General features: G+C 70.5%; 11 protein-coding genes. 2 read left to right on the forward strand and 9 right to left on the reverse strand.

What is annotated here, in order from left to right; translation table 11 throughout:
• The first annotated feature begins 28 nt into the window (after positions 1-28).
• Together OOZ19_RS22060 and OOZ19_RS22065 are read left to right on the forward strand one after the other, a co-directional pair.
• Entirely contained in the window at positions 29-595 is a 567-nt protein-coding gene (locus OOZ19_RS22060; protein WP_266092052.1) for a GNAT family N-acetyltransferase, read from the forward strand.
• 307 nt (positions 596-902) lie between these two features.
• Entirely contained in the window at positions 903-1,394 is a 492-nt protein-coding gene (locus OOZ19_RS22065) for a YqaA family protein (protein ID WP_266092053.1), read from the forward strand.
• 128 nt (positions 1,395-1,522) lie between these two features.
• On the opposite strand, the gene OOZ19_RS22070 is transcribed toward OOZ19_RS22065, so the two are convergent.
• The 9 genes from OOZ19_RS22070 to OOZ19_RS22110 form a co-directional block, all read right to left on the reverse strand.
• On the reverse strand, positions 1,523-1,768 hold the full coding sequence (locus OOZ19_RS22070; protein ID WP_184481458.1) for a hypothetical protein: 246 nt from the start codon (positions 1,766-1,768) through the stop codon (positions 1,523-1,525).
• A gap of 22 nt (positions 1,769-1,790) precedes the next feature.
• Entirely contained in the window at positions 1,791-1,994 is a 204-nt protein-coding gene (locus OOZ19_RS22075; RefSeq protein ID WP_266092054.1) for a hypothetical protein, read from the reverse strand.
• Between the two features lie 207 nt (positions 1,995-2,201).
• On the reverse strand, positions 2,202-3,449 hold the full coding sequence (locus OOZ19_RS22080; protein ID WP_266092055.1) for a YeeE/YedE family protein: 1,248 nt from the start codon (positions 3,447-3,449) through the stop codon (positions 2,202-2,204).
• 17 nt (positions 3,450-3,466) lie between these two features.
• Positions 3,467-5,215 (reverse strand): hypothetical protein, encoded by a 1,749-nt coding sequence (locus OOZ19_RS22085; protein ID WP_266092056.1) that lies wholly within the window; start codon positions 5,213-5,215, stop codon positions 3,467-3,469.
• 162 nt (positions 5,216-5,377) lie between these two features.
• Positions 5,378-7,210, reverse strand: coding sequence for a hypothetical protein (locus OOZ19_RS22090; protein WP_266092057.1), 1,833 nt, complete (start codon positions 7,208-7,210; stop codon positions 5,378-5,380).
• Positions 7,211-7,830: 620 nt separating this feature from the next.
• A complete protein-coding gene (locus OOZ19_RS22095) occupies positions 7,831-8,316 on the reverse strand; it encodes a tetratricopeptide repeat protein (RefSeq protein WP_266092058.1) in 486 nt (161 codons plus the stop codon).
• A complete protein-coding gene (gene dapB / locus OOZ19_RS22100; protein ID WP_266092059.1) occupies positions 8,317-9,090 on the reverse strand; it encodes a 4-hydroxy-tetrahydrodipicolinate reductase in 774 nt (257 codons plus the stop codon).
• Positions 9,087-10,463: a M16 family metallopeptidase gene (locus tag OOZ19_RS22105; RefSeq protein ID WP_266092060.1), complete on the reverse strand. Its 1,377-nt coding sequence runs from the start codon at positions 10,461-10,463 to the stop codon at positions 9,087-9,089. Before OOZ19_RS22105 ends, dapB begins: the two co-directional genes overlap by 4 nt.
• Positions 10,464-10,574: 111 nt before the next feature.
• The gene (locus tag OOZ19_RS22110; RefSeq protein ID WP_266092061.1) at positions 10,575-12,836 is read right to left on the reverse strand and encodes a polyribonucleotide nucleotidyltransferase; all 2,262 of its coding nucleotides are present in this window, start codon (positions 12,834-12,836) and stop codon (positions 10,575-10,577) included.
• Between the last annotated feature and the right edge of the window lie 231 nt (positions 12,837-13,067).

A 13,067-nucleotide genomic window follows, 5' to 3' on the forward strand; every position in this document is an offset into this window, starting at 1 on the left:
GGGGAGCGCGGGCGCTAGGTTGGCGCGCATGGCTGATGCCGAGGTGCGGGCCGCGACGCCCGCCGACGCCCCCGAGATCACCCGGATCCAGCTCGCGACCTGGCGCAGCGTGTACGGGGAGCTGCTGCCACCGGAGGTGCTCGCCGGACTGGATGAAGCGGAAACGGCTCAGCAGTGGACCGAGGCCCTCAGCGACGGGCCGACGACGGTGCTGGTCGCCACCGAAGGCGACTGGCTCGTCGGGTTCTGCGTGGCGGGCCCCGCTCCCGAGCAGGAAGCAGCGGCTGCGGACGGTGCGGCACCGGCCGACCTGGCGACCGTCGCGTTGGTGAGCGCGGTGCTCGTCGAACCTCGCTGGGGCCGCCGCGGACACGGCGGGCGGCTGCTGGCGACGATGGCGCGGCGCCTCACCGAGGGCGGGGCGACGCGCGGCATCAGCTGGATCCCGGAGGCCGACTCGGTGTCCCAGGCCTTCTTCGAGCACGCGGGCTGGGGCCCGGACGGAACGGTGCGCACTCTCGACGCGGGCGGCCGTCCGGTGCGCGAGCTGCGACTCTCCGGCCCGCTCGACCTGCAATTGCACCACCACGAATGATCCGGGCGCCGCGCACGACGGCGATCTCGAATCCGCGCATTCACCGGAAATTCATCTTGTCGGGCGCGAAACCACGACCCGGCGACAAATGCACAACGCGCTCGCCGCGCTTCTCGGCGAGTACCGATCGAGCTGAACCCGAACGCTCAGGTTCCCGGACGAATGGCAATTTTCGCTGCGTAGTGGAACTACTCGAGGAATTGGTTCCACGGCGGGGAAACGCGGCGCCGAATACCCGTGCGCCGAGTAGCGCTACCGCTGTGTTGCTAGCCTGTGGCGGACCGCACTCCGACATTCGGGTGGACATGTGCTGACCTCGATCGGATTGATCGCCTCCGCCTTCGGCATGTCCGTGGCCTCCGCGCTGGTGCCGGTGATCAGCGTCGAGATCTTCGTGGTCGGCTTGGTCCTCAAGAGCCCGGAAGTGCCGTGGTGGCTGCTGGCGCTGGTCGTGACCGTCGGCCAGATCGGCGGGAAGTTGCTGTACTACTACGCGGCCCGCGGCCTGATTCAGCTACCGCGCTTCATGCAGCGCAAGAGCGATCCTGGACGGCACCGGGGTCGGTGGGCCGCGTGGCTGGAGCGCTTCCGCTTCAGCTGTCAGACCCGCCCGGTGTGGGCCGGTGGTGTGCTGCTGCTCAGCGCGACGGCGAGCCTGCCGCCGTTCCTGGCGACGTGCGTGATCGCCGGCTGGGCGCGGGTGCCGGTGAGCACCTTCCTGATCACCGGGCTGGTGGGCCGCTTCGCGCGTTTCGCCGCGCTGGCCGTCGCCCCCGGCATCATGATCGCCTGGCTCTGACGACCGGGAACGCACGGACGCCGCCGCACGTGGACCACGCGTTCGTGCCCAGTGCGGCGGCGACCGTCCGCTCCTGATCCCGCGCGGTGCGCCGCGGCGACAGCACGGGAGATCGGTGCTCATCGGGGTCAGGGCAGCGGCAGCAGCTTCCCGGGGACTCCCGCGACGGAATCGAGCAGCCCGAGCACCGGGATGCCCAGCGGCGCGAAGGTCCACTTGTTGTGCAGGTCCCCGGTGTCCGGCTGGTCGACGATCACGACACCGTCCTCTTCCGGGGCGGGCTGCGGTGCGGCGACGGCGGTCGCGGCGGACCCCAGCAGGGCGGTACCGACGAGTGCGGAGGCGGCGAGGCCGCGGCGCAACGAGGCGTTCATGGCGAGGTTCCTTTCCGGAGGGTCAGCTCAGCGCGTCGAGCAGGCCGACGACGGGGTTGAGGGCGGCGGTGGGCAGACCGACGGTCGGGCTGAGCAGGCCGCCCGCGTCGACGCCGGGGATGATCCAGATGGACGGCGGTTCGGCCTGCGCGACACCGGCCCCTAGCCCGAGCAGGGCGAGACTCGTGACGACCGCGGCCGTCACCCTGGCGGCACTTCTCGACATGGTGTTCTCCTTCTTCTTCCATCCCGCCGAGCGGCGGGAAGTCTCCGGCGCCCCGGTGGATCCGAGGCGGTGCGGCGCCTATCTCGGCAAGCCGTGCGCTGAGCGGCGGACCTGCCCGTGTCCGGCTCGTTGCGCACCGATCGCTCCGGCCGCCGCCGTCGTCGCCTCAGCGCCCGAACGGCGAAGCGGCCGGAGCACGGCGGGTTCTCAGCAGACGGCGTCGGTGGGTTTCGGGTTTCCCAGGCCGAACAGGGGACGCAGCAGCAACCCGGCGTACGTGCCTGCGATGGCGAGCACGCCCCACAGCCAGCCGTGCAGGCTGAACGAGGCGATGCCGGAGAAGTAGGCGCCGATGTTGCAGCCGCCCGCGAGCCGAGCCCCGATTCCCATCAGGACGCCGCCGAGCACGGCGCCGACGGCGAGCCGCCACGGGATGCGGCGGTGCAGGACGAACGCGCCCGCAGCGGCGGAGGCGATCAACGCGCCGATCATGATCCCGAAATCCATCACCGAGATCTTGTCGGCCAGCACGGACGCGTCGAGCTTCGCGGCGTTCTCCGGAATGGCCCAGAACGGGGCGTCGGAGATGTCGATGCCGATCCAGCCGAGGAACTTCGCGCCCCACAGCCCGAACGCCGAGGTGATGCCCCAGGGTCCGCCGGAGATGAACAGCGTCAGCGCGTTGAGCCCGGCGAGCAGCAGTGCCCCGGCCCACAGCGGCCAGGAACCGCGCAGCACCCGCAGCAGGCCTCGTGCGGTGGGCGGTGCTTCGACCGGCGGCGGGGTGCGGCGGCGTTCGACGGCCAGCGACACGGCGACGACCGCACCGATGATCACCAGGGAGATCAGCAGCGCGCCCGGATACCCCAGCGGGGTGTCGGCGAACGACACGGTGGGCCCGGTCTTCTGCAGCGCGCTGATCCAGGGGGCGAGGAACGCGCTGAGCACGGATCCGGCGATGAACCCGCCGAGCGTGTAGAGGATCGCGGTCTGACCGCTGCCGACGGCGAACAGCGTGCCGGAGGCGCACGAGCCGCCGACCTGCATGCCGACGCCGAACAGGAACGAGCCGAGGATCACGCCGAGGCCAGCGGGGGCGACGGTGCCTTCGGGCGCGCCGGACAGGCCGAGGCCCGCGCCGAGGATCACCGCGAACAGCGCGCAGGCCACGGCGAGCATCAGCATGTGCGCGCGCAGTGCCCGGCCTTGCCCGACGGCGACGAGCTGCCGCCACGCCGAGGTGAAGCCGAACCGGGAGTGGAACAGCACGGTGCCGAGGGCGAGGCCGACGACGTAGAGCACCGCGAGCTTCCAGCCCGCCTCGTGGGCGACGGCGAGGCCGACGACGACGGCCAGCAGGACGCCGATGGTGACGACGCCGGGCCGCGCGGGCGGAGCCGCGGGCGGTGCCGGCGGCGGGGTTCTCTGTTCGCTGATCGTGTCCACTGCGGACATGCGGGCTCTCCTTGGTTTCAGGGGGTCAGGGGGCCGGAGACGGCAACAACGGTGCCACGTGGAACCCACTGACCGGCAGGTTCGGAGCCGTGCATTCCGCCACTCATCCCCGGCATGTTCATCTGCATCGCGTCGACCTTGGCGGAGGCGTAGACGACGACGGGGTCGTCGACGACCTGGCCGCGGGCGGCGAGCCAGGTGTCGAACCCGGCGACCGACGGCGGTTCGCCGCCGAACGCCTCGGACAGCGCCATCCCGTATTCGAGGGAGCGGTAGTCGCGGGGGTCGAAGCGCAGCGGCACGGCGGAGCTGGCGGTGGCCGTCGTGACGGGGCTGTGCATCAGCCACGGCGCGAGGTGCACGCCGTAGAGGTGCAGCGGTGCCTCGTTCTGCGATGCCGCGATCGAATCGAGGTGTTCGGCCGCGTGCGTCCAGCCGCCCACGAGGATCAGCGCGCGGTCGGGGTGCGGCGCGTCGCCGGTGGGCAGCCCGGCCTGCGCCGCCGCAGCGCGGACGACGTCCGCCGCCTGCCGGGAGCGCGGTGAGTCGTCGCCGAGCACGGTGATGCCGGGTGCGCCGTTGCGGTGGATGTAACCGACGAGTCCGCGCAGCGCCTCGGCGTCGTCGTCCGCGAGCGCCTCGGCGGGGCAGGAGTGCAGCGGTGCCCGCTGCCCGGCGACGAGTCCGGCGAGCGCGACGCTGGCGCATTCCGGCCCGTCCTGTCCGGTGGCGCCGGGCACGGCCGGTCCGTCGCCGGTGTCGACTTCGACGCTGCCCTGCTCGTCACCGCCGGTGCGCCGCAGTTCGATGTCGCTGCGCCCGGCGGGCAGGTCCACTTCGGCCCACGTCCCGGAGGTGCCGGGCCGGGGCTGCGCCCGCACGGGCGTGCCGCCGGCGTGGACGGTGATGTCGTCGGTGACGCTGTCGGGCAGGTGCACCAGGTTGCGGCCGGGGCGGTGCGGGGTGATCAGCACCGGCACGTCCTGGTCGGCGACGACGGCGTGGGCGAGCCGCGGCACTCCGGGCAGCGGCAGTTCGCCCGGTTTCGGGATGCCGGGCAGCACGGTCCACGCGACGAACGCGACGGCGACGGCGGCGGCGCCGTACCGGTAGATCCGCCAGGGGTCGCCGCGCCGCAGCAGCACCGCCACGCCCGCCACGACCAGGGCGGCGACGACGATGAGCAGCAGCACCGCGCCGAATCCGGTCAGCAGCCGCCGGTCGGCGACGCCGATGAGCACGAGCTGCACGGCGGCGGCCACGACGAGCACGGCGGCGAGCGCCAGGGCGAGCGGTCCGGGCCGCAGGCCGCCTTCGGAGCGCTGTTCGGGGGGCACGGTGAGCCCGATGCCGGTCAGCCCGAACCAGGTGACGACGGCCGCGGTGACGATGGTGGTGACGAAGAACTCGGCGGGCGAGTGCCCGATGGCGCTCTCCACCACGACGAGCACGGTGAGCGCGAAGCCCAGGTAGGCGGCGGGGGTGGGCCACCGCAGCGCGATCGGCAGCGCCAGCAGCAGCACGGCGTGCAGCACCGCGACGATGCCGTTGACGTCGAGCACGGGGATCGACAGCAGGCTCGCCGCGGCGCCCGCTCCGGCCGCGGCCCAGGCCGTCCACGTCGTGGCGCGGCCGGTCGCGCGGACGGTGGGGCGCAGCAGTCCGAGCCCGGCGGCCACGGCGGTGCCCCCGAGCAGCAGCACGCGCAGCACCAGCCCCGCGGCGTCCACCCCGGCCACCCCGGTGCCCGAATGCATACCGCTCATGTCCATCGAGAGAACCTCACTCCAGCAGAATTTCCCGGCGCAGCGGGGGAAATCAGGTGTCGCGCCCTGGCGAGATCAGCGTGCCGGGCTTGCGACGCACGTTCCGGGCAGGCATCGGTGGGAAGCGCGGTGTCGAACCGGCTCCCCACCGATGCCGCGGACTTACTTCAGATCCTCATCCGCGACGACGAACAGTTCGGAGTGCGGTTTGGCGTTCCCGAACGGTCCGTGCGGCCACGACTTCCGGTTGAAGTTGATCCCGGTCTCACCGGTCACTTCGTCCTTGAAGGTCTCGTCGACGCTGACCTTGCCGTCCTTGGCCAGGTCGACCATGTTGACCTTGTGGTCGCCGTCGAGTCCGGAACGGGCCACGAAGTAGTTCGACACGGCGAGCCTGCTCGGCTGCTTGGTCTCCTCGTAGCGTCCGTCGGCGCCTTCGGTGAAGTTGTCGTAGGCGCCCCAGTGCGGCCCCGCGCCCGGCTGTCCCGGGTTGATGGGTGCCGCGCCGGCCAGCGTCGGGCAGTCCTGGCCGCCACCGTTCTCCGCCTTCTCGACGGTGTCGATGGTGCACTTGAAGTCGGTCCCGGCGTTGACGATCTTGGAGACGTCCAGGGTGTAGACGCCACCGGTGGATCCGGGGTCGTCCGGGCCGAGCGCGCCCTTCTGCCGCCCCTGCACCGCGCGGTACAGGAACTTGTCGTCGGGGCTGGTCTGGATCCAGCCGCCGTTGGAGCTGCTGCCCCTGGCGTCGTTGTTGGCCGGGTCGATGGCCTTCAACGCCTGCCCGTCGTCGAAGACCTGGGTCCAGCGCGGCGCCGGTGCGGTGATGTCCGGCGTGTAGAACACCGCACCGCCCTGCATGGTCTGGGCGAACGCACCCTTGTGACCGGGCAGGTTGGTGACGGTCGTTTCCATCACCGCGCGGCTCTCGGAGTGCAGCGGGTCGGCGGGGTCGGCCCGCGGCCCGTCGGGCAGGTAGGACACGGCCCGCAGCTTGGGGTGGTTGCGGTCGGAGATGTCCCAGGTTCGGACGGTCGGCCTGCGCAGGTACGGCGACGGCTGCTTGACCGGGTCCAGGATGATGTTGCGGGGTTCCGCGTAGTCACTGGTGATCAGCGTGTCCAGGTCTTCGCGAGCCTGGATGCCGTGCGGGTTGGCGCAGGTCGGCTTGCCGAGTCGCGGCAGGTTGTCGCACAGCTTCGGGTCGTCGCCCTGCGGTGTCGCCGCGGGGGATTGCGACAGCACCTTCCCGTTCGGGTCGAATCGCACGACTTCCCCGGGACTGCCCGCGAAACCATTTCCGACGTGCACGGATCCGTCGTCGTACCGGTAAGGACCGGGTGCGACGGGACCACCCATGTAGGTGCCGTAGGAAGTGCCGTCCGACAGCGTCCAATACGCGTCCGGAACGGAACCGCCGAGCGTCTGGGTCGGCAGGCTGACGCCCTTGAGCTCCAGGTTCGGCAGTTTCGTGACGTCGAACGCGTAAGTGGCACCGAGGAACAGGGCACCGGCGAAAATGGTGTCGCCCTTGTGCCACACGTATTGCATGTGGTGCGGCTCGTTCTCCACCAACGGCCCGACGGTCGCGGTGTTGACGACCTTGCCGTAGGTCGACGAACCCTTGGTCGCGTCGATGACGGCGAGGAAGTCGGGACCGGGAAGGGCGTTCTTCACCTTGTCGACGGGGTTTCCGATCGAACCGGGAAGATTCTTCACGTCCTTGACGGCGGTGTCGGCGATGTTCTCGTCACCGGCCCACACCACCAGCCATTCCTTGCGCTTGCCGTCGGCTGCTTTGGTGGCGTTCCGGCTCACGACATGGTTGGTGACCGAGTAGTTCTTGCCGTCGGCTCCGGGCACCTGATGCGTCGTGACCTGCACGTCCGCGTAGGCCTCGGTATCACCGACCGGCAGCGTGACGGCACCGACGGCGAGCAGCGCGGCGGCCACCCCGGTCAGTCCCTTGCGCCATGCACGCGACTGGGTTCTCATCTTCTCTCCGGTCTGTAACTGATTTCCACCAACGTCTCGACACCATTTCTTCTCATTCGGACTACGGGATTCGGACACGCAGGTGTCCCCACAACCGGTTTCCCGATGATCAGAATCGAGTGGAAACCGCTTCAGGGCACACGGGGTCACCGGACCACGCGGTCGCGTTCCGGAATCGGATGAATCGACGAGCCGACGGGGTCGAAATCGGATCAGGGAAGAATGCGGCCCGATGCTGCTTTCCCGGCGTCCGGCACCCGTTCATGCGGCTGCCGATCCGGGGATGGATTTCGTCCGGATCGGGTGCTGGTCAGGTCATCGGAAACGACCGCGAAATGCGTTTGCTCAGCGGATCGACCGCGGATGCGCGGAACCGCGCCACCCCGGCGAACGCAGTAATCAGAAACTACGACAGAGGGCGCTGGATTGCTGCTGCAAATCTACGTGCAGGCGGACCACCAGAGTGGCGAACCTCGACATGCGATAGATCATGCGGCGCCTGCGCAGACGATGTCAACTGACCGACCACAGCATGAGATGAAGGCCGCGAATCCCAGGCGAAAGCATTGCGAAACGGCAACCATCACCCGGATGCGGGTACCGGCGATGAGCCGGACGAACTACCGTTCCGCGTCCGCTTCGCCCCGCTGGAGCTCGATCGCCCGGCGCATCGCCTTGCGCCCTCGGTTGCGGTCCCCGGCGAGGTCGTACGCCTGCGCGAGGGCGAACCAGGCCCGCCAATCGCGCGGGGATTCTTCCAGCTCCGCCTGCTTCGCGTCGAACCACTCGTCGGCGGCTTCCCGCTCCACGCGGCCGGACGGGCGGCGCGGCAGGTGCGACACGTCCGGCAGCGAGCCTTCGTCGTGCAGCAGCCGCGCGAGCCGCTCCATCTGCGTCCCGAATCGGAGCTGGTCCACCACCAGCAGCGCGCCCAGCACCGGAAGCACGAAGATCGCGACGCCGAGCGCCACGAAGATCGGCCGACCGGTGACGATCATCGTGATCGCCCGGCCGCCCATCAGCACCAGGTACACCAGCAGCACCGCGGCGACCACGAACGCCGCGGTGCGCGGGCCGAGCCCGCGCCGCCGCTCACCGTCGGACATTCACAGCCCCAGAACCGCGTCGAGGCCCACGGTCAGGCCCGGTCGCCCGCCGACCTCGCGGACCGCCAGCAGCACGCCCGGCATGAAGGACCGCCGGTCGTAGGAGTCGTGCCGGATGGTCAACGTCTCCCCTTCGGTGCCGAACAGCACCTCCTGGTGCGCGACGAGCCCCGCCATCCGGATCGAGTGCACCGGCACCCCGTCGACCTTCGCGCCGCGGGCGCCGTCGAGCTCCTTCGTGGTGGCGTCCGGCGCCGGGTCCAGCTCCGCCGACTCGCGCGCCTGCGCGATGACCTCGGCGGTGCGCGCCGCGGTGCCGGACGGGGCGTCGGCCTTCTTCGGGTGGTGCAGTTCCACGATCTCCACCGATTCGAAGAACCGGGCGGCGACCTCGGCGAACTTCATCGACAGCACCGCGCCGAGCGCGAAGTTCGGCGCCACGAGCACCCCCACCTGCGGGTGTTCGGCCAGCAGCGATCCGACGGTCTCCAGCTCCGCGGCACCGAGCCCGCTGGTGCCGACGACGACGTGGATGCCGTTCTCCACGCAGAACCGCACGTTCTCCAGCACCGAATCCGGGTGCGTCAGGTCCACCGCCACCTGCGCGCCGGAGTCGACCAGCACCTGCAGCGGGTCCTCCCGGTTCACCGAGGCGACCAGCTCCGCGCCGGGGTCCTCGCCGACGGCGCGCACCGCCTCAGAGCCCATCCGCCCGCGGGCGCCGAGCACACCGACTCGCACCGGGGATGCGACCGAGGTCTCTGGAGATGTCACGAACGTGCCGCCTTTCTGGTCTGGTCCGGCCGGCTGATGGAGTCCGGCAGCTCATCGACGTTCTCGTACGGCCCGACGACGACGGTGGTCAGCGGGCGGCGCAGCAGGTCCCGCGCCAGCTCCGCGACGTCGTCGGCGGTGACCGCTTCGATGCGCGCCAAGGTGTCCTCGACGCTGAGGTGGCGCCCGTAGTTCAGCTCGCTCTTGCCGATGCGGCTCATCCGGGACGCGGTGTCCTCCAGGCCGAGCACCAGGCCGCCGCGCAGCTGGCCGCGACCGCGCGCCACCTCGTCCTCGCTGAGCCCGTCGGCGGCGACCGATTCCAGCACGTCGCGAATCACGGTGGCGACCTCGCCGAGCCGGTCCGGCTGGCAGCCCGCGTACACCGAGAACGTTCCGGCGTCGGCGTAGGCGGTGGCCGCGGAGTACACCGAGTACGCCAGTCCCCGCTGCTCCCTGATCTCCTGGAACAGCCGGGAGCTCATGCCGCCGCCCAGCGCCGCGTTGAGCACGCCCAGCACGAATCGCCGGTCGTCGTGCCGGTTCAGCGCCCGGCACCCCAGCAGCAGGTGGGCCTGTTCGGTGTCGTCGTGCTCCAGCACCAGCGCCTGCTGCTTGGGCAGCCGGGTGCGGCCGGTGCGCGGCGGAGCGGGCGCGTCCTCGCCGCCGAGGCGATCCCCGACGGCCTTGCGCAGCAGCCGCAGCACCTTGGTGTGCTCGACGTTGCCGGCGACCGCGATCACCATCTTCGGCAGCGCGTAGCTGCGGCGGTAGAAGCCGTGCACGCGGCTGCGGCTCATCTCGGTGATCGACTCCTCGGTGCCCAGCACCGAGCGCCCCAGCGGATGATCGCCGAGCACGGCCGCGGAGAACAGCTCGTGCAGCAGGTCCTCGGGGTCGTCGTCGCGCATCGCGATCTCTTCGAGCACCACGCTGCGTTCGACGTCGACGTCGGAGGCGGCGTTGACCGCGTCGAACACCACGTCGCAGAGCATGTCCACGGCCAGCGGCAGGTCCTCGTCGAGGACGTGGGCGTAGTAGCAGGTGTGCTCTTTGGAGGTGAACGCGTTGAGCTCGCCGCCGACGGCGTCGATCTCCTGGGCGATGTCCACGGCGGTGCGGCGGGCGGTGCCCTTGAACAGCAGGTGTTCCAGGTAGTGCGCGGCACCGGCCTGCGGCCTGGTCTCGTCGCGCGATCCGACGCCCACCCAGATGCCCACGGAGGCCGAGCGCACGCCCGGCACCTCCTCGGTCACCACTCGCAGGCCGCCGGGCAGCACTGTGCGCCGCACCGATTCCGCTCCGCTGCGCCCCAGGACGCGGGTGGTGCCCGGCCGCTGGAGATGTCCCGCACGTGTCTGGTTCTGCTTCATCTTCTCCGGGTCTCGTCGCCGTACGCCCTGCCACACGATACGGCCCGCCCCGGACGTGCTGTCCGGGACGGGCCGCCTTCGCCTCGCTGCTGATCTCAGCGATTCATCGGATCACTCGGCGGGCGCTTCCGCCGGAGCCTCGGCCGGGGTGTCCTCGGCCTGCGCGGCGGTGTCGCCCTCTTCGTCGACGACGATGAGGCTGATCTTGCCGCGGTTGTCGATGTCGGCGATCTCCACGCGCAGCTTGTCGCCGACGTTCACGACGTCCTCGACCTTGCCGATGCGCTTGCCGTTGCCCAGCTTGGAGATGTGCACCAGGCCGTCCTTGCCCGGCAGCAGCGAGACGAACGCGCCGAACGCCGCGGTCTTGACCACGGTGCCCAGGAAGCGCTCGCCGACCTTCGGCAGCTGCGGGTTCGCGATGGCGTTGATCTTGTCGATCGCCGCTTCCGCGGACGGGCCGTCGGCCGCACCCACGTAGATGGTGCCGTCGTCCTCGATCGTGATCTCGGCGCCGGTCTCCTCGGTGATCGAGTTGATCATCTTGCCCTTCGGCCCGATGACCTCGCCGATCTTGTCGACCGGGATGGAGACCGAGGTGACGCGCGGCGCGTGCGGGCTCATCTCGTCCGGCGTGCCGATGGCCTCGTCCATGACCTCCAGGATCGTGAACCTGGCGTCCTTGGCCTGGCCCAGCGCCTGCGCCAGCACGGCCGACGGGATGCCGTCGAGCTTGGTGTCCAGCTGCAGCGCCGTCACGAATTCCTTCGTGCCCGCGACCTTGAAGTCCATGTCACCGAACGCGTCCTCGGCACCGAGGATGTCGGTCAGCGCCACGTAGTGCGTCTCGCCGTCGACGACGTCGGACACGAGGCCCATCGCGATGCCCGCGACCGAGGCCTTCAGCGGCACACCGGCGTTGAGCAGCGACAGCGTCGAGGCGCAGACCGAGCCCATCGAGGTGGAACCGTTGGAGCCCAGCGCCTCGGAAACCTGGCGCAGCGCGTACGGGAACTCCTCGCGCGTCGGCAGCACGGGCAGCAGCGCCCGCTCGGCCAGCGCGCCGTGGCCGATCTCGCGGCGCTTCGGGCTACCGACCCGGCCGGTCTCACCGGTCGAGTACGGCGGGAAGTTGTAGTGGTGCATGTACCGCTTGCTGGTCTCCGGACCGAGCGAGTCGATCGTCTGCTCCAGCCGCAGCATGTTCAGCGTGGAGACGCCCATGATCTGGGTCTCGCCGCGCTCGAACAGCGCCGAACCGTGCGCCCGCGGCACCACGCCGACCTCGGCGGAGAGGCTGCGGATGTCGGTCAGGCCGCGACCGTCGATGCGGACCTTCTCGGTGATGATCCGCTGGCGCACCAGCTTCTTCGTCAGCGAGCGGAAGGCCGCGCCGATCTCCTTCTCGCGACCGGCGAAGGGCTGCCCCTCCTCGATGCCGGCCTTCTCCAGCGCGACCTGCTTGATCTCGTCGAGGCGGGACTCGCGCTCCTGCTTGCCCGCGATGGCCAGCGCCTGCGCCAGGTCGCCGGACACCGCGCCTTCGACGGCGGTGTAGGCGTCGTCCTGGTACGCCGGGAACAGCGGGTACTCGGCGGTGGCCTTGCCCGCGGTCTGGGCCAGCTGCTGCTGGGCCTGGCAGAGGGTGCGGATGAAGGGCTTCGCGGCCTCGAGACCGGCGGCGACGACCTCTTCGGTGGGCGCCTGCGCGCCCTGGCCGACCAGGTCGACGGTCTTGTCGGTGGCCTCGGCCTCGACCATCATGATCGCGACGTCGTCACCGACGATGCGACCGGCGACGACCATGTCGAACACCGCGCGCTCGAGCTGCTCGTAGGTGGGGAACGCCACCCACTGCCCGTCGATCAGCGCCATCCGGGTGCCGCCGACCGGGCCGGAGAACGGCAGGCCGGACAGCTGGGTGGAAGCGGACGCGCCGTTGATGGCGAGCACGTCGTACGGGTCCTTCGGGTCCAGGCTCATCACCGTGACCACGACCTGGATCTCGTTGCGCAGGCCGTCCACGAAGGACGGGCGCAGCGGCCGGTCGATCAGCCGGCAGGTCAGGATCGCGTCGGTGGAGGGGCGGCCCTCCCGGCGGAAGAACGAGCCGGGGATGCGGCCCGCCGCGTACATGCGCTCCTCGACGTCCACCGTCAGCGGGAAGAAGTCGAGGTTGTCCTTGGGGTGCTTGGAGGCCGTGGTGGCCGACAGCAGCATGGTGTCGTCGTCCAGGTAGGCGACGACGCTGCCCGCGGCCTGCTTGGCCAGCCGGCCCGTCTCGAACCGGACCTCGCGGGTGCCGAAGGCACCGTTGTCCAGCACCGCGGTCGCTTCGTAGACGCCTTCGTCAACGTTGTGCGCTTGTGTCAAGTGGAACTCCTCGTTTCAGGGGTCCACGGTCGCGCGGGGGAATCTTTCCGACGAGGCCGGTCATCGATCGAAGCCACCGGGCGGATGCCCGGAAGCCACTACCGAGGACCGGCGGATGATGACCCGCCGTGGGCGTGGACCCACTTTCGTGCGCGGGCCTAGTGGCCCGCCTTCATGCGTTCAGTTGTGCATCGGGGGAGCGATCCACTGTGGATCGCTCCCCCGACGTAG

The sequence above is a fragment of the Saccharopolyspora sp. NFXS83 genome (assembly GCF_026241095.1).
Classification (GTDB): domain Bacteria; phylum Actinomycetota; class Actinomycetes; order Mycobacteriales; family Pseudonocardiaceae; genus Saccharopolyspora_C.